Source organism: Anaeromassilibacillus sp. Marseille-P3371 (genome assembly GCF_900169665.1).
Classification (GTDB): domain Bacteria; phylum Bacillota; class Clostridia; order Oscillospirales; family Acutalibacteraceae; genus Anaeromassilibacillus.
The window spans coordinates 167,786-187,132 of sequence record NZ_LT835157.1 but is presented as its reverse complement, the minus strand read 5'-3'; the positions used below and the strand labels follow the sequence as shown (position 1 = coordinate 187,132).

At 48.9% G+C, this 19,347-nt stretch carries 6 protein-coding genes; all 6 read right to left on the bottom strand.

Annotated elements, in window-relative coordinates:
* Positions 1 to 89: 89 nt before the first annotated feature.
* Positions 90 to 2,639: a TasA family protein gene (locus B9Y59_RS00510; RefSeq protein WP_085531099.1), complete on the bottom strand. Its 2,550-nt coding sequence runs from the start codon at positions 2,637 to 2,639 to the stop codon at positions 90 to 92.
* 339 nt (positions 2,640 to 2,978) lie between these two features.
* Positions 2,979 to 5,630, bottom strand: a complete 2,652-nt coding sequence (locus tag B9Y59_RS00505) for a TasA family protein (protein WP_085531097.1) — start codon at positions 5,628 to 5,630, stop codon at positions 2,979 to 2,981.
* A 339-nt stretch (positions 5,631 to 5,969) separates the two neighbouring features.
* On the bottom strand, positions 5,970 to 9,953 hold the full coding sequence (locus tag B9Y59_RS00500) for a TasA family protein (RefSeq protein WP_085531094.1): 3,984 nt from the start codon (positions 9,951 to 9,953) through the stop codon (positions 5,970 to 5,972).
* 339 nt (positions 9,954 to 10,292) lie between these two features.
* Positions 10,293 to 12,944, bottom strand: a complete 2,652-nt coding sequence (locus tag B9Y59_RS00495; RefSeq protein WP_158088896.1) for a TasA family protein — start codon at positions 12,942 to 12,944, stop codon at positions 10,293 to 10,295.
* Positions 12,945 to 13,559: 615 nt separating this feature from the next.
* Positions 13,560 to 15,332, bottom strand: coding sequence for a TasA family protein (locus B9Y59_RS00490; protein ID WP_085531090.1), 1,773 nt, complete (start codon positions 15,330 to 15,332; stop codon positions 13,560 to 13,562).
* Between the two features lie 368 nt (positions 15,333 to 15,700).
* Complete coding sequence (locus tag B9Y59_RS00485) at positions 15,701 to 17,068, bottom strand: TasA family protein (RefSeq protein ID WP_085531088.1); 1,368 nt, start codon at positions 17,066 to 17,068, stop codon at positions 15,701 to 15,703.
* Positions 17,069 to 19,347 lie beyond the last annotated feature (2,279 nt).

The window sequence follows — 19,347 nt, the reverse complement described above, 5'->3', positions numbered from 1 at the left end:
CCCTGCCGGGGTAATTTGCTCCATAAATATAGATTCAGTCAAATCACTAACGCGCGTTCCCGAACTGGTAACCTAGATTTCCCATGTAATTAAACAATTGTTCCTACATTACATCCTGCAATATCGCCTGTGTAGCCGGAATAGTTTGCATATAGTTCCCCGTCCGCTGTACATCCGCGAATGGTACCACCGTTGATCCCGACGATTCCACCTGCGAATACGCCCTGTCCAAAATTCGTATTTGCTATACTCGTTGCAAAAATATAGGTATCTACACTGCAATTTTCAATCAGTCCGGTATTCTGTCCAGCAATTGTACCAATTATAGCGCCTGCTTGTACATAAGCATTGGTAAGTTTCAAATTCTTGATCGTTCCGCCCCGATTATAGGCTACCAGGCCGGCGCCCGCTGTTCTAGAATCCAACATAACGTTCATATTTTTGATCGTATGGTCTTGTCCATCAATCTCCCCACTGAAGCCAGTGCTCACCCCACCAGTGCTCACAGTCGTGTGAATCGGCATCCAATTGGAACCGCTCAAATCGATATCTTTCACCAAACGGAAATGGGAAGACATATGGTCCTCAATTCTACTCAACTCACTCCTGTTGGAAACCATAAACGGATGAAGGCTTGAACCGTCTCCTCCTAACAGGTAATCTGCGTCGCGTCTTACTTTTACCGTAAACCGCACATCTGTAATGGGCTCCTGAGTCTCCGTATCAAGCAAAACCCCGTCTTTCAGCGTCACAGAGACGCTTTGCGGATCTGGGTCAATATAATATCTACCTCCCGGCTGCCCAACATCCGCTGTAGAGATCGTCTTCGTCTCTCCCTCTTTGAGAGTCACAGTGTAGTTGGCAGAGCCTGCTTCATGATCGTTCTTATGTGCAGCAGGATTATCCGGGTTATAATTATACTCATGGCTTGGGTCAACACACCACCACTGGATGACAACTTCCTTTTCCTCCGGCTCAGGCTCTTCGCCGCCAACCTCTTTTACCGTGAATTCAATCACCTCTGGTCCCTTCGCCGCCGGAATGGTAACAAATTTTGCGCTCTGTCCCGCCGGGTCGTATTCATAGCCTTCCGGCGCCGTTACATAATGTAGAACCTCGGTGTCATTTTGTGCTTCGCCAACCGGAGTAAAGTTGTGGACTCCTTTTGTGAGGCCGCTATATGTTTTGGAATAACTTTGATCCAAAAGTACGCCTGTTTCCTGATTTCGGAAATCCACGCGCACCTGATACGCTTCCGGATGCTCCTCCGGGTCCGGATCGGTCGGTTCTGTACTCTCCGGTTTTACATCAAAGGTAATCCTCGTGGGCGTGGCTGTTCCCTCCGCATTGACCGCTACATCATAGGCCTGCGTATCCGGATCAAACACATAGCCCGCCGGAATCGGAGCGGAAATTCGATCCTTCTCTGTCGCCCTGGTTCTTGACGCCGGCGCATTGGGGGCTACAATGGTGTATTCCCCTGGATATTCCAGTGAAACCGTTTCGGTTTGGGTAAGCAATTGACCGTCTACTGTATTTCTATAATACAGCACATACTCAATCGCCTTCGCCTCTTCCGGCACCACCGTGAAAATAACCTTGCCCGGTGTCGCTTCGCCAGTCTCATCATTGACCGTCACCTCGGTGGACTGTTCTGCCGCCTCGGGGCTGTACACATAGCCTTCCGGCGCATCATAGTTCACAGCTGCAATGGTGGTATCGCTCTTTACCGTCTCATTCTGGCTTTTTACCAGGTCACCTTCCGCAGTTCCTTCACGCCACTCGATGGTCACGTTGTCCTCGAAGCGGTCCGGGTCCTCCGGATCGGTCGAGCTGGAACCGCCCTCGTCCGGCTTGCCAGCACCGGTGTCGTCCATCTGGTAGGCATTCAGCACCAGCTTGCCGTGGAAATGCTGGCCCTGATAGGCGTTGTTCACGGTCTCCGGCAGATAGCCCGCGATCACATAGGTCGCTGTGCCCTGGGCCGGAAGCATTGCCGTCATGTATGTATTGTTCGTCTCTTTCGCTGTGTTGTCCGACGCTACTTTGTCCGGATTTGCCTTAGCCTCGTCGTACGCTGTGTTCAGGTTGACATCCTCAACCTTTGTCCAGGTTTCGCCCACCAGCTTGTAAACAAACACTTTCAGGACCGGCGCCAAACGGTTTGCACAATCCTGCATCTTTTCGGGGTCCTGCTTGATCGTAATGTTGTCTTCCGTCAGGATCGGCTCCCCTGCTTCGCAGCCATCGCCTGCTTCCAAAGAAAGCTTTACCTTTGCCGGCAGTGTGCCTTCATTTTTGATAACCACCGGCTTAAAGTATGCCGGCACCGGCGCATAATCCTCGTCGTCCAGGCCCGTTGTATTATCCTGGGTCACATCGTTGACCCATTTTTCGTTGCCATTGGGTTCCAACTCCTTGTAGAAGTTGTCGTACAACATCGGGCGCAGGTTCTCAAACGTGAGTTCCCCTTTGTCCGTTTCACCCGGCTTTACACTGATGTCCAGCACGCCCGCGGTGAAATTCGCGTTCACCTTTTCCGTGTCCGTAAACCAGGCCATCGTCATGCCTGCCAGCAGACTCAGCACCAGCAACACGGAAACGCTCGACAAAACGACTCTGCTCTTTTTTGTCTTCATTGCTTTTCCTCCGTTTCTTTTTCGTACATCCTCAATTAGGCCGCTATTCGGCCCACGACAATAAGGATTCTATTGAAAAATCCTTATTTATTACATTATAATAGTTGTCCTTTCAATTTGTTTCTAAAAGACAATTATATTTAATATTTGTATATAATTTTATTTTTATATGATTAAAATCTATCTAATTTGTTTACTATCTCCTTCTGTTTTTTCCAATAATATTTTCTTTAAAAAATTTATCCTTTCAATTCAATTTCTATGTGCTACTTTAAGGAAACAAGAGAAGGCCCCGGCTTTCACCGGGGGCCTTCCGTTGCCATGCGGCCTGCGCATTTCTTATTGAAGGGTTGGATAAGTGCCATCTACAATGTTCCAGACGCCGGTGTCCCATCCGGCATCCGTATACGTCGAAGCCGTCTTCATTTCCTCTTCGGTTTTCCCCTGGCCACGGGCTTTATCAGTATCCCAGCCTGTATAAAGCCGGCCCCCGCGATAGAGGTTTCCTTTCCGGAAGAAGATGGTTTCCTTCCCAACCGTTCCTCCCTCCATCCATCCAATGACCGGATGAGTGGAAGTATCCACATTGCCGAAACTGTCGGTCAAAGCATACACTCTGCTCGTGGTATAGCAATTTGAAATGGTTCCCTGGTTCCGCCCCAGCAGACCGCCTGCCTTTGCTCCTTTGACCGTACCTGTCGAATAACAATTTGTCACCGTACCACTGTTGGTCCCTGCAACCCCACCGTAATAGTAATGTGTAGGAGTACTAACCGGCAGGTTTGCGGGGTTTCCACTGACATTGGCAAGAGATGCACAGCCGCTGATGACACCGGTGGTATCGTTCCAGCCGGTAATACCCCCAACTTCCCAAATATCTGCGAATGAATTCCCGGCTGTTACGTTGCCGCTCACCGTACAATTCTGAATTTTTCCGGCGTTCCAACCTACCAAAATACCGGAGTTGCTGTGTGCGTTGATTTTTGCATCGTTCACCGTAAGATTGCGGATTGTCCCGGCAGAATAGGTGAACAGGCCATTATAACTCTTCAATGTGCCGACATTCAGGCCTGTGAGTACATGCCCGTTTCCGTTTATATCCCCGGTAAACACATTTTCAGACGGCTCATAATAGGTTCCATTCCACGGATCATACTTTTGCTCCAATACTCCAATGGGCTCCCAATTCGGATAGGCCTCGCTGAGGTCTACATCATTGGCGAAAATAAAATTGCAGTGTGGATGCAGCCGTACGTTGTACAGATCTTCTGCGTCACGGATAATATGGTCGTCACGATCACAATTTGGATTATCCGGCTCTTCCGGGTCCGTGCTTCCGCCACCCACGTATTGAACCGTAAATTCAATGACTTGCGGTCCCTTCGCCGCCGGAATGGTGACAAATTTTGCGCTCTGTCCCGCCGGGTCATATTCATAGCCTTCCGGCGCCGTTACATAATGTAGAACCTCGGTGTCATTTTGTGCTTCGCCAACCGGAGTAAAGTTGTGGACTCCTTTTGTGAGGCCGCTATATGTTTTGGAATAACTTTGATCCAAAAGTACGCCTGTTTCCTGATTTCGGAAATCCACGCGCACCTGATACGCTTCCGGATGCTCCTCCGGGTCCGGATCGGTCGGTTCTGTACTCTCCGGTTTTACATCAAAGGTAATCCTCGTGGGCGTGGCTGTTCCCTCCGCATTGACCGCTACATCATAGGCCTGCGTATCCGGATCAAACACATAGCCCGCCGGAATCGGAGCGGAAATTCGATCCTTCTCTGTCGCCCTGGTTCTTGACGCCGGCGCATTGGGGGCTACAATGGTGTATTCCCCTGGATATTCCAGTGAAACCGTTTCGGTTTGGGTAAGCAATTGACCGTCTACTGTATTTCTATAATACAGCACATACTCAATCGCCTTCGCCTCTTCCGGCACCACCGTGAAAATAACCTTGCCCGGCGTTGCTTCGCCAGTCTCATGATTGACCGTCACCTCGGTGGACTGTTCTGCCGCCTCGGGGCTATACACATAACCATTCGGCGCATCATAGTTCACAGCTGCAATGGTGGTATCGCTCTTTACCGTCTCATTCTGGCTTTTTACCAGGTCACCTTCCGCAGTTCCTTCACGCCACTCGATGGTCACGTTGTCCTCGAAGCGGTCCGGGTCCTCCGGATCGGTCGAGCTGGAACCGCCCTCGTCCGGCTTGCCAGCACCGGTGTCGTCCATCTGGTAGGCATTCAGCACCAGCTTGCCGTGGAAATGCTGGCCCTGATAGGCGTTGTTCACGGTCTCCGGCAGATAGCCCGCGATCACATAGGTCGCTGTGCCCTGGGCCGGAAGCATTGCCGTCATGTATGTATTGTTCGTCTCTTTCGCTGTGTTGTCCGACGCTACTTTGTCCGGATTTGCCTTAGCCTCGTCGTACGCTGTGTTCAGGTTGACATCCTCAACCTTTGTCCAGGTTTCGCCCACCAGCTTGTAAACAAACACTTTCAGGACCGGCGCCAAACGGTTTGCACAATCCTGCATCTTTTCGGGGTCCTGCTTGATCGTAATGTTGTCTTCCGTCAGGATCGGCTCCCCTGCTTCGCAGCCATCGCCTGCTTCCAAAGAAAGCTTTACCTTTGCCGGCAGTGTGCCTTCATTTTTGATAACCACCGGCTTAAAGTATGCCGGCACCGGCGCATAATCCTCGTCGTCCAGGCCCGTTGTATTATCCTGGGTCACATCGTTGACCCATTTTTCGTTGCCATTGGGTTCCAACTCCTTGTAGAAGTTGTCGTACAACATCGGGCGCAGATTCTCAAACGTGAGATCCCCTTTGTCCGTTTCACCCGGCTTTACACTGATGTCCAGCACGCCCGCGGTGAAATTCGCGTTCACCTTTTCCGTGTCCGTAAACCAGGCCATCGTCATGCCTGCCAGCAGACTCAGCACCAGCAACACGGAAACGCTCGACAAAACGACTCTGCTCTTTTTTGTCTTCATTGCTTTTCCTCCGTTTCTTTTTCGTACATCCTCAATTAGGCCGCTATTCGGCCCACGACAATAAGGATTCTATTGAAAAATCCTTATTTATTACATTATAATAGTTGTCCTTTCAATTTGTTTCTAAAAGACAATTATATTTAATATTTGTATATAATTTTATTTTTATATGATTAAAATCTATCTAATTTGTTTACTATCTCCTTCTGTTTTTTCCAATAATATTTTCTTTAAAAAATTTATCCTTTCAATTCAATTTCTATGTGCTACTTTAAGGAAACAAGAGAAGGCCCCGGCTTTCACCGGGGGCCTTCCGTTGCCATGCGGCCTGCGCATTTCTTATTGAAGGGTTGGATAAGTGCCATCTACAATGTTCCAGACGCCGGTGTCCCATCCGGCATCCGTATACGTCGAAGCCGTCTTCATTTCCTCTTCGGTTTTCCCCTGGCCACGGGCTTTATCAGTATCCCAGCCTGTATAAAGCCGGCCCCCGCGATAGAGGTTTCCTTTCCGGAAGAAGATGGTTTCCTTCCCAACCGTTCCTCCCTCCATCCATCCAATGACCGGATGAGTGGAAGTATCCACATTGCCGAAACTGTCGGTCAAAGCATACACTCTGCTCGTGGTATAGCAATTTGAAATGGTTCCCTGGTTCCGCCCCAGCAGACCGCCTGCCTTTGCTCCTTTGACCGTACCTGTCGAATAACAATTTGTCACCGTACCACTGTTGGTCCCTGCAACCCCACCGTAATAGTAATGTGTAGGAGTACTAACCGGCAGGTTTGCGGGGTTTCCACTGACATTGGCAAGAGATGCACAGCCGCTGATGACACCGGTGGTATCGTTCCAGCCGGTAATACCCCCAACTTCCCAAATATCTGCGAATGAATTCCCGGCTGTTACGTTGCCGCTCACCGTACAATTCTGAATTTTTCCGGCGTTCCAACCTACCAAAATACCGGAGTTGCTGTGTGCGTTGATTTTTGCATCGTTCACCGTAAGATTGCGGATTGTCCCGGCAGAATAGGTGAACAGGCCATTATAACTCTTCAATGTGCCGACATTCAGGCCTGTGAGTACATGCCCGTTTCCGTTTATATCCCCGGTAAACACATTTTCAGACGGCTCATAATAGGTTCCATTCCACGGATCATACTTTTGCTCCAATACTCCAATGGGCTCCCAATTCGGATAGGCCTCGCTGAGGTCTACATCATTGGCGAAAATAAAATTGCAGTGTGGATGCAGCCGTACGTTGTACAGATCTTCTGCGTCACGGATAATATGGTCGTCACGATCACAATTTGGATTATCCGGCTCTTCCGGGTCCGTGCTTCCGCCACCCACGTATTGAACCGTAAATTCAATGACTTGCGGTCCCTTCGCCGCCGGAATGGTGACAAATTTTGCGCTCTGTCCCGCCGGGTCATATTCATAGCCTTCCGGCGCCGTTACATAATGTAGAACCTCGGTGTCATTTTGTGCTTCGCCAACCGGAGTAAAGTTGTGGACTCCTTTTGTGAGGCCGCTATATGTTTTGGAATAACTTTGATCCAAAAGTACGCCTGTTTCCTGATTTCGGAAATCCACGCGCACCTGATACGCTTCCGGATGCTCCTCCGGGTCCGGATCGGTCGGTTCTGTACTCTCCGGTTTTACATCAAAGGTAATCCTCGTGGGCGTGGCTGTTCCCTCCGCATTGACCGCTACATCATAGGCCTGCGTATCCGGATCAAACACATAGCCCGCCGGAATCGGAGCGGAAATTCGATCCTTCTCTGTCGCCCTGGTTCTTGACGCCGGCGCATTGGGGGCTACAATGGTGTATTCCCCTGGATATTCCAGTGAAACCGTTTCGGTTTGGGTAAGCAATTGACCGTCTACTGTATTTCTATAATACAGCACATACTCAATCGCCTTCGCCTCTTCCGGCACCACCGTGAAAATAACCTTGCCCGGTGTCGCTTCGCCAGTCTCATCATTGACCGTCACCTCGGTGGACTGTTCTGCCGCCTCGGGGCTGTACACATAGCCTTCCGGCGCATCATAGTTCACAGCTGCAATGGTGGTATCGCTCTTTACCGTCTCATTCTGGCTTTTTACCAGGTCACCTTCCGCAGTTCCTTCACGCCACTCGATGGTCACGTTGTCCTCGAAGCGGTCCGGGTCCTCCGGATCGGTCGAGCTGGAACCGCCCTCGTCCGGCTTGCCAGCGCCGGTGTCGTCCATCTGATAGGCATTCAGCACCAGCTTGCCGTGGAAATGCTGCCCCTGATAGGCGTTGTTCACGGTCTCCGGCAGATAGCCTGCGATCACATAGGTCGCTGTGCCCTGGGCCGGAAGCATCGCCGTCATGTATGTATTGTTCGTCTCTTTCGCTGTGTTGTCCGACGCTACTTTGTCCGGATTTGCCTTAGCCTCGTCGTACGCTGTGTTCAGGTTGACATCCTCAACCTTTGTCCAGGTTTCGCCCACCAGCTTGTAAACAAACACTTTCAGGACCGGCGCCAAACGGTTTGCACAATCCTGCATCTTTTCGGGGTCCTGCTTGATCGTAATGTTGTCTTCTGTCAGGATCGGTTCCCCTGCTTCGCAGCCGTCTCCTGCTTCCAAAGATAGCTTTACCTTTGCCGGCAGTGTGCCTTCATTTTTGATAACCACCGGCTTAAAGTATGCCGGCACCGGCGCATAATCCTCGTCGTCCAGGTCCGTTGTATTATCCTGGGTCACATCGTTGACCCATTTTTCGTTGCCATTGGGTTCCAACTCCTTGTAGAAGTTGTCGTACAACATCGGGCGCAGATTCTCAAACGTGAGANCGCCAACCGGAGTAAAGTTGTGGACTCCTTTTGTGAGGCCGCTATATGTTTTGGAATAACTTTGATCCAAAAGTACGCCTGTTTCCTGATTTCGGAAATCCACGCGCACCTGATACGCTTCCGGATGCTCCTCCGGGTCCGGATCGGTCGGTTCTGTACTCTCCGGTTTTACATCAAAGGTAATCCTCGTGGGCGTGGCTGTTCCCTCCGCATTGACCGCTACATCATAGGCCTGCGTATCCGGATCAAACACATAGCCCGCCGGAATCGGAGCGGAAATCCGATCCTTCTCTGTCGCCCTGGTCCTTGACGCCGGCGCATTGGGGGCTACAATGGTGTATTCCCCTGGATATTCCAGTGAAACCGTTTCGGTTTGGGTAAGCAATTGACCGTCTACTGTATTTCTATAATACAGCACATACTCAATCGCCTTCGCCTCTTCCGGCACCACCGTGAAAATAACCTTGCCCGGCGTTGCTTCGCCAGTCTCATGATTGACCGTCACCTCGGTGGACTGTTCTGCCGCCTCGGGGCTATACACATAACCATTCGGCGCATCATAGTTCACAGCTGCAATGGTGGTATCGCTCTTTACCGTCTCATTCTGGCTTTTTACCAGGTCACCTTCCGCAGTTCCTTCACGCCACTCGATGGTCACGTTGTCCTCGAAGCGGTCCGGGTCCTCCGGATCGGTCGAGCTGGAACCGCCCTCGTCCGGCTTGCCAGCACCGGTGTCGTCCATCTGGTAGGCATTCAGCACCAGCTTGCCGTGGAAATGCTGGCCCTGATAGGCGTTGTTCACGGTCTCCGGCAGATAGCCCGCGATCACATAGGTCGCTGTGCCCTGGGCCGGAAGCATTGCCGTCATGTATGTATTGTTCGTCTCTTTCGCTGTGTTGTCCGACGCTACTTTGTCCGGATTTGCCTTAGCCTCGTCGTACGCTGTGTTCAGGTTGACATCCTCAACCTTTGTCCAGGTTTCGCCCACCAGCTTGTAAACAAACACTTTCAGGACCGGCGCCAAACGGTTTGCACAATCCTGCATCTTTTCGGGGTCCTGCTTGATCGTAATGTTGTCTTCCGTCAGGATCGGTTCCCCTGCTTCGCAGCCATCGCCTGCTTCCAAAGATAGCTTTACCTTTGCCGGCAGTGTGCCTTCATTTTTGATAACCACCGGCTTAAAGTATGCCGGCACCGGCGCATAATCCTCGTCGTCCAGGTCCGTTGTATTATCCTGGGTCACATCGTTGACCCATTTTTCGTTGCCATTGGGTTCCAACTCCTTGTAGAAGTTGTCGTACAACATCGGGCGCAGGTTCTCAAACGTGAGTTCCCCTTTGTCCGTTTCACCCGGCTTTACACTGATGTCCAGCACGCCCGCGGTGAAATTCGCGTTCACCTTTTCCGTGTCCGTAAACCAGGCCATCGTCATGCCTGCCAGCAGACTCAGCACCAGCAACACGGAAACGCTCGACAAAACGACTCTGCTCTTTTTTGTCTTCATTGCTTTTCCTCCGTTTCTTTTTCGTACATCCTCAATTAGGCCGCTATTCGGCCCACGACAATAAGGATTCTATTGAAAAATCCTTATTTATTACATTATAATAGTTGTCCTTTCAATTTGTTTCTAAAAGACAATTATATTTAATATTTGTATATAATTTTATTTTTATATGATTAAAATCTATCTAATTTGTTTACTATCTCCTTCTGTTTTTTCCAATAATATTTTCTTTAAAAAATTTATCCTTTCAATTCAATTTCTATGTGCTACTTTAAGGAAACAAGAGAAGGCCCCGGCTTTCACCGGGGGCCTTCCGTTGCCATGCGGCCTGCGCATTTCTTATTGAAGGGTTGGATAAGTGCCATCTACAATGTTCCAGACGCCGGTGTCCCATCCGGCATCCGTATACGTCGAAGCCGTCTTCATTTCCTCTTCGGTTTTCCCCTGGCCACGGGCTTTATCAGTATCCCAGCCTGTATAAAGCCGGCCCCCGCGATAGAGGTTTCCTTTCCGGAAGAAGATGGTTTCCTTCCCAACCGTTCCTCCCTCCATCCATCCAATGACCGGATGAGTGGAAGTATCCACATTGCCGAAACTGTCGGTCAAAGCATACACTCTGCTCGTGGTATAGCAATTTGAAATGGTTCCCTGGTTCCGCCCCAGCAGACCGCCTGCCTTTGCTCCTTTGACCGTACCTGTCGAATAACAATTTGTCACCGTACCACTGTTGGTCCCTGCAACCCCACCGTAATAGTAATGTGTAGGAGTACTAACCGGCAGGTTTGCGGGGTTTCCACTGACATTGGCAAGAGATGCACAGCCGCTGATGACACCGGTGGTATCGTTCCAGCCGGTAATACCCCCAACTTCCCAAATATCTGCGAATGAATTCCCGGCTGTTACGTTGCCGCTCACCGTACAATTCTGAATTTTTCCGGCGTTCCAACCTACCAAAATACCGGAGTTGCTGTGTGCGTTGATTTTTGCATCGTTCACCGTAAGATTGCGGATTGTCCCGGCAGAATAGGTGAACAGGCCATTATAACTCTTCAATGTGCCGACATTCAGGCCTGTGAGTACATGCCCGTTTCCGTTTATATCCCCGGTAAACACATTTTCAGACGGCTCATAATAGGTTCCATTCCACGGATCATACTTTTGCTCCAATACTCCAATGGGCTCCCAATTCGGATAGGCCTCGCTGAGGTCTACATCATTGGCGAAAATAAAATTGCAGTGTGGATGCAGCCGTACGTTGTACAGATCTTCTGCGTCACGGATAATATGGTCGTCACGATCACAATTTGGATTATCCGGCTCTTCCGGGTCCGTGCTTCCGCCACCCACGTATTGAACCGTAAATTCAATGACTTGCGGTCCCTTCGCCGCCGGAATGGTGACAAATTTTGCGCTCTGTCCCGCCGGGTCGTATTCATAGCCTTCCGGCGCCGTTACATAATGTAGAACCTCGGTGTCATTTTGTGCTTCGCCAACCGGAGTAAAGTTGTGGACTCCTTTTGTGAGGCCGCTATATGTTTTGGAATAACTTTGATCCAAAAGTACGCCTGTTTCCTGATTTCGGAAATCCACGCGCACCTGATACGCTTCCGGATGCTCCTCCGGGTCCGGATCGGTCGGTTCTGTACTCTCCGGTTTTACATCAAAGGTAATCCTCGTGGGCGTGGCTGTTCCCTCCGCATTGACCGCTACATCATAGGCCTGCGTATCCGGATCAAACACATAGCCCGCCGGAATCGGAGCGGAAATCCGATCCTTCTCTGTCGCCCTGGTCCTTGACGCCGGCGCATTGGGGGCTACAATGGTGTATTCCCCTGGATATTCCAGTGAAACCGTTTCGGTTTGGGTAAGCAATTGACCGTCTACTGTATTTCTATAATACAGCACATACTCAATCGCCTTCGCCTCTTCCGGCACCACCGTGAAAATAACCTTGCCCGGCGTTGCTTCGCCAGTCTCATGATTGACCGTCACCTCGGTGGACTGTTCTGCCGCCTCGGGGCTATACACATAACCATTCGGCGCATCATAGTTCACAGCTGCAATGGTGGTATCGCTCTTTACCGTCTCATTCTGGCTTTTTACCAGGTCACCTTCCGCAGTTCCTTCACGCCACTCGATGGTCACGTTGTCCTCGAAGCGGTCCGGGTCCTCCGGATCGGTCGAGCTGGAACCGCCCTCGTCCGGCTTGCCAGCACCGGTGTCGTCCATCTGGTAGGCATTCAGCACCAGCTTGCCGTGGAAATGCTGGCCCTGATAGGCGTTGTTCACGGTCTCCGGCAGATAGCCCGCGATCACATAGGTCGCTGTGCCCTGGGCCGGAAGCATTGCCGTCATGTATGTATTGTTCGTCTCTTTCGCTGTGTTGTCCGACGCTACTTTGTCCGGATTTGCCTTAGCCTCGTCGTACGCTGTGTTCAGGTTGACATCCTCAACCTTTGTCCAGGTTTCGCCCACCAGCTTGTAAACAAACACTTTCAGGACCGGCGCCAAACGGTTTGCACAATCCTGCATCTTTTCGGGGTCCTGCTTGATCGTAATGTTGTCTTCTGTCAGGATCGGTTCCCCTGCTTCGCAGCCGTCTCCTGCTTCCAAAGATAGCTTTACCTTTGCCGGCAGTGTGCCTTCATTTTTGATAACCACCGGCTTAAAGTATGCCGGCACCGGCGCATAATCCTCGTCGTCCAGGTCCGTTGTATTATCCTGGGTCACATCGTTGACCCATTTTTCGTTGCCATTGGGTTCCAACTCCTTGTAGAAGTTGTCGTACAACATCGGGCGCAGGTTCTCAAACGTGAGTTCCCCTTTGTCCGTTTCACCCGGCTTTACACTGATGTCCAGCACGCCCGCGGTGAAATTCGCGTTCACCTTTTCCGTGTCCGTAAACCAGGCCATCGTCATGCCTGCCAGCAGACTCAGCACCAGCAACACGGAAACGCTCGACAAAACGACTCTGCTCTTTTTTGTCTTCATTGCTTTTCCTCCGTTTCTTTTTCGTATATCCTCCATTAGGCCTCCATTGGCCCACGATCCATAAAGAATGATTTTTTCATTCTTTATGGATTCATTATACCATTTTTTCTTCTCTCCATCTAATAATAGAAAAAATAAATTTACTATTTTATACGGTTTTTATTAGTAACCAGATATTTTTTATAAATTTTATATGTCCATTCCTATTTTTAGAGGCTTATCCTATAAAAGATTATCATTTGTCCGTTACGCTTTCTGATCGAACGCAACCCCATCGTCTGGCTAACTGGCTGATTTTTGAAAAGTTAAACGAACCGTAATTTTCTGCAATCATTCTTAGAGGTTGCTGTATCCCCTTATACACAAAACGAGGGTATCCCAAAAGCCATAAAAGACTTCCGGATACCCTCGCTTTTTAGAAACTCAGATCTTTTTTGAAACAGAAAGAGGACGCCCCTCCCATGAATCAAAAAATCCATCGTTTTGAGACATCCTCTTTTTGATCGCTGAACGGTTCACACCCCGCGCGATCCTATTTGCAATTTTGTACAGCCCTCAGAAGTCATAGAAGTCATTCCGAAAAAGCCATGAGATGAACCGAAAAAATGCAAACCTTTACGCCTGCGGATTATTGGCCAGCTGCGGATATTCCCCTTCCGCGGCCGTCCAAACCGATGCGTCAAAGCCCTGCGGGAGCGTCCCCTTCAGCGCGCTCTCCTCGACCTTCTGGAACTCTCCGCTACCTACCGCAGCGGTAGAAACCGCATAACAATTCTTTATGGTTCCATTCTCATTCACTGCAACGCCGGCCGAAACTGTGTCAGAGCACTGAATTTTGTCGGTCGTGACCGCATAGCAGTTCTCAATGGTCGAGCCATACTGGTTGAGGCTTGCAAAGCCGCCAACATTGAATAGTCCGGCAATCGTATCGCGTGCAATCACATAGCAGTTGCGGATGGTACCACTGTTTTGGTTAGAACCTACAAAACCGCCTACATCCAGATTCGTACTCTGCTGTTGATCGACATTGATTCCCGTAACAGCCCAAGATTCCTCAATAACCCCCGAATTGTCGCCTGCAAAACCGCCAACGCCTTGGGTAGCGGTGACCGTTACCGTTGTATCAGCGCTGCAGCGGGAGACGTTTCCTCTGTTTGTTCCCACCAGTCCGCCTACATTCGACTGCCCGCGAACGCCCTCAGCGGTGACATGGACATTCAAAAGGGTACCTGCTGCTTCATTGGAACCAGCAACGGCTCCAACAGAGGAACTCCCTAAAATTTCCTCTGCCACAATGTTGACATCTTGAATCGTCCCGCTATTGACGGCAAACAGGCCGACTGAAATTTTATCGCTCTTAGACACATTCAAACCAGAAATCGTATGGCCCTGTCCATCGAAGGTCCCCGTAAAGGGTTTTGTCGAATCCCCGTCCATACCCAGAGGCGTCCAATCCGAAGTAAGCGTAATATCGCCATTCAATACGAAATCGCCGTCCATATTCTGGCCGATCTTTTTCAAGTCCTCTTCCGAGTTGATGGCCACAGCCTCCTCGGGGTCGGTCGAACTTGACCCGCCCTCATCGGGAACACCGGCATCGGTGTCATCCATCTGATAGGCATTGAGCACCAGCTTGCTGTGATAGTGCTTGCCCTGGTAGGCGTTATCTACTGTCTCCGGCAGATAACCTGCGATCACATAAGTCGCCGTGCCCTGGGCCGGAAGCATCGTCGTCATGTATGTATTGTTCGTCTCTTTCGCTGTGTTGCCCGACGCTGCTTCATCCGGATTTGCTTTAGCCTCGTCGTACGCTGTGTTCAGGTTGACGTCCTCAACCTTTGTCCAAGTTTCGCCCACCTGCTTATAGACAAATACCTTCAGAACCTTTTCCAGCTTGTTTTCACAAATCGGGCTGTCCGGCTGGGAGGCAGTCATTGTGCCGTTGGCCAGATCCTCTGCGACGAATTGTTTTTCGCCCTCTTTGCAGGCATAATCCTGTGCAATTTCCAAAGAAAGCTTTACCTTTGTAGGCAGTGTACCTTCATTGGTGATGGTTACCGGCTTAAAGTATGCCGGCACCGGCGCATAATCCTCGTCGTCCAGGTCCGTTGTCTTATCCTGGGTCACATCGTTGACCCATTTTTCGTTGCCATTGGGTTCCAACTCCTTGTAGAAGTTGTCGTACAACATCGGGCGCAGATTCTCGAACGTGAGATCCGTTACGTCTGTTTCACCCGGCTTCACGCTGATGTCCAACACGCCCGCGGTGAAATTCGCGTTCACCTTTTCCGTATCCGTAAACCAGGCCATGGTCATGCCTGCCAACAAGCTCAGTACCAACAGTACGGATACGCTTGACAGAACGACTCTACTCTTTTTTGCTTTCATTGTTTTTCCTCCATTTCTTTTTTACATCCCCTTTTGGGCCACTCACACCAACCCACAGCGACACGAGAATGTAAATAGGAAATTTTTACTTATAGATAGTATAATATTCTACCCCCCCGGTTTATTCTTTGAAAGAATAAACTAGCAAAATCACCATGAATATTTTCGGTAAAAATTGGTTTTAATTTTGTTCATTTCAACTAAAAATCGTTGAAATATCCGTATATTACTTTCCTGTTTTCGCCCCAACTTCCCGCCAAAGGCGTCGGCGTCTATCCCACCGGAACCGCGCCAAAGCGCACAAAAGGGGCCCCGGAAAAATCCGGGGCCCCTTTGTTATTGCATCTCAAACCGATCGTGTAGTTTCTTTACTCACCCAGGAAGCTGTAGAACACTTCGATTGCTTCCATTGTATCCAGCTGATCCCTCTCTGCCACATACTGTGTCAAGAACAGAGCGATTTCTACATCCACCGCATCGTTGTTGGTTGCCGACGGCGCCATAATCGCATTCGACACAGACTTCAGCCGCAGGTTTGCCATGGCTTCATTCAGCTTCAATGCAGCCGCTTGAATTTGCTTCTGGGTCGCATACTTGTCAAGCGCCTTCGCCTCGGCAAGAGCCTGTTTGAACGCTTCTACACCGGTCTCTTGGTACAAACCTGCTTCAATGTCTCTATTGACTGCTTCGGCTTTTGCGATCACCGCATCCAAAATGTCCGTTGGGGACGCAGCAGAATTTGTCAAATTGAGGGCGTTGTCCATCAAACCATAAAGAGCGTCCAGAATCTCATCTTCGGTGGCATCTTCATCGTTCAAAATAGTACCTGCCTTATCAAAGGCATCCTCAAATTTCTCCCAAGCTTCCGGAAGGAAGTTTCCTTCCCCGGCCTGTGCCAGGCCTTTTAGTGAATTGTATAACTTTTCCAGATCGTCTCGATCTACAGACGCGATTTCCTCGCCATCGGGGTCACCGACATCGGTCACATCCATCTGATAGGCATTCAAGACCAATTTTGCATGGAAATGTTTCCCCTGATACAGGTTTCCAACTGTTTCCGGCAGATAGCCCGCGACCATATAGCGCACACTCTCACCTGCTGGGATCATCACCGTCATATATGTATCCTGGCTTTCGTCTGCAGTTCCAGCGATGTCGGCATCATATTCGGTGTTCAGGTTGACATCTTTCACCTGATTCCAAGTGCCGCTATTTAAGTTGTTTTTATTCTTGTAAACAAATACTTTCAGAACATCCTGAAGGCCATTTTTACACTTCTCCGTCTTGCCCTGCGTGATGGTAATACCATCCTCGGTCAAAACAGGTTCCAAATCGTCGACATTGACCATATTCAGAGAAATCTGCACTTTTGTAGGAAGTGTACCCTCGTTTTTAATAACTACCGGCTTAAAATAGGCTGGAATAGGAATATAATCGCTCCCGTGTAACCCCGTTGTATTCCCTTGTGTAACGTCGTTGGTCCATTTTCCGCTACCGTTGCCCGCCAGTTCCTTTTCAAAATTTTCAAACTGCATCGGGCGTAAATTCTCAAATGTAAGGTCCTGCACGCCTGTCTCTCCTGGCTTTACACTGATGTCCAGCACGCCGGCAGCGAAATCCCCACTGACCTTTTCCGTATCTGTGAACCAGGCCATCGTCATTCCGGCTAATAAACTTAATACCACTAATACAGATACTCCTGACAAAACGACTCTACTCTTTTTTGTCTTTTGCATAACATATCCTCCTTTTCTTTTTGAAAAGCATTTTTGATGCAAGGCTCCTCCCCCTTGCAGCGATTTGATTTTAGTATATCATAAAAATATAAAAAATCAATATTTAAAATCTAATGAATATTTATTTTTTATTGATATATTACAATTTATATATATATATATATTAAAAGAAAGTTTTAATTAATATTTTGTCGATATATGAGAATTTTTCTTATAAAATCATACAAATTGATTATTTTTTATTCTGTTTTGTACACTTTATGTAATTCGTGTATCTTTAAAATTATATGGGCCTATCCATTGTATTAGACCTTCAGAACATATCGGCAACCACTCAAATCAATCAATATTATGTTAAATACCACATGAAAAATCTTTGTATGGCATCTACCGGTATGTATTTCCTTATGAACAAACTTTTTATAAACCGGTTGAATATACGGTTCTTTTTTCTATTATTCTATGAGGCTTATTCCTATGCCACTCAGCATACTACATTTTAAAAGACCTCTTAATAGAATCTCTGGCGGCTATTTTTACAAAAACTTGTAAGGGCAAGGTCCCCACTCGGAATTATCCGGGTGGGGACCTTTATTTTGCGAAAGAGGTATTTTTTATTCTGTTCTCATCCATTCATATGATTACCACCAACAAGGCATTTGTCGGGCGCACAGCGTTTTTTGTGCCTTCGGTGTTTCCTATGCTGGCTCTCTTTCATCCGTGATTTCTTGATCACATGGCTTATACCCTTCACTAGTGTCCGATATTCAACCAATAGTCACCGTGCAGTGTTTCACCCCATTCTGACCAGGCAGTGCCGTATAGACACCTGTGCTCTGGCCCGGTGGACGCACAGTATCTTTCGTGCTTATGGTATTCCCTACGTAAGTTTCCTGTTATCGGTTACCGGATACTCGATTGGATACCAGCTGTTTTTGCTCCTTCCACAAATGATTTCGATGTTCTCCTATCATAGGCAAACACATTGTATCTTTCACATCTTAAGTACCTCCTACGAAAATTCCCTGTTATCGGGTACAAGACACCTGATCGAATGCGAGCTACCTTCATTCTTTCCGTAACACGATTTCAATGTTTTCCTATCCATTTGGGACATATAACGTCTTTCGCGCCTTCGGCATTTCCTACGCTGGCTCTCTTCCATCCGTGATTCCTTGATCACATGGCTTATACCCTTCGCTAGTGCCCGATATTCAACCAACGGTTATCGTGTAGTGTTTCGCCCCATTCTGACCAGACAGTGCCGTATAGACACCCGTGCTCTGGCCCGGTGGACGCACAGGTGCAGCGCCTTTCGCGCCTTCGGTGTTTCCTACGCTGGTTCTCTTCCAGCAGCGGTTGCTTGATCGAATGGCTTATGTTTCTCGCAAGTATCCGACATTTAACCAATGGTCACCGTCAGTGTTTCACCGCATTTTGCCCCGACAGCATCGTGTAAACGCCCATGTTCTAACCCAGTAGACACACAGCATCTTTCACTCCTACGGTGTTTCCTACACGGTCTTTCTTCCAGCAGCGGTTACTTAAAATCGAATGGCTGACGTCTACGGAAGTTCCCTGCCATTGACTGCCAGGCCCTGATCGGATACGAGCTACTTTCACTCTTTGTACAATATGATTCCGGTATTTATCGATTATTACCGGATTTCTACGGTGGGAACAAACTTTATACCATCTCCAAGAGGTTACCCACGTTCTTCCAACCGCTACTACATGAATCGTCATCATACGATGCATTCCTATGCTTGTAAAAAGTTTGACCCAGTAGGAGTTATTCGCATTCTCGTTTGCGAACTCCCCTACTGGGTCATATGGGTGGAATATCTCTGCTTTAGCTTTCCTATGGGTTCGCTCCTATAGGGGCAAATCATCTACATGCGATTAGGATATACGTTTATATTTGCATGTAGAAAAGCTATCCGTCAGAGTCATTCCATATTCTTTTTTCAGAGGCCTTATGCTACCGTTACTGTACAGTGTTTCACCACTTTCTGGCCCGGCAGCGTCATGTAGACGCCTGTATTCTAGCACGGTGACGCACAGCGCCTTTCGCGTCCCTACGAAAGCAGACTGCAAAGAGTTTGCTCTCCGCTCCACAGGGGAAGTCCTACAGGAGCAAGCAGAAGCCTTCACAGTGGCCGGCATCACTAACTTGCCATAGCGTAAAATAGATGAATCAAACATAGAAGGACCTAATCCTGGGAATCCCCAGGATTAGGTCCTTTGTTTATCAGGAAGAAACCTTCCCTCTTATTTCG

What these genes read in the sequence shown, in the direction of transcription:
- B9Y59_RS00490 (WP_085531090.1), bottom strand. Translation starts at nt 15,332, where the DNA reads ATGAAAGCAAAAAAGAGTAGAGTCGTTCTGTCAAGCGTATCCGTACTG.
- B9Y59_RS00510 (WP_085531099.1), bottom strand. Translation starts at nt 2,639, where the DNA reads ATGAAGACAAAAAAGAGCAGAGTCGTTTTGTCGAGCGTTTCCGTGTTG.
- B9Y59_RS00495 (WP_158088896.1), bottom strand. Translation starts at nt 12,944, where the DNA reads ATGAAGACAAAAAAGAGCAGAGTCGTTTTGTCGAGCGTTTCCGTGTTG.
- B9Y59_RS00505 (WP_085531097.1), bottom strand. Translation starts at nt 5,630, where the DNA reads ATGAAGACAAAAAAGAGCAGAGTCGTTTTGTCGAGCGTTTCCGTGTTG.
- B9Y59_RS00485 (WP_085531088.1), bottom strand. Translation starts at nt 17,068, where the DNA reads ATGCAAAAGACAAAAAAGAGTAGAGTCGTTTTGTCAGGAGTATCTGTA.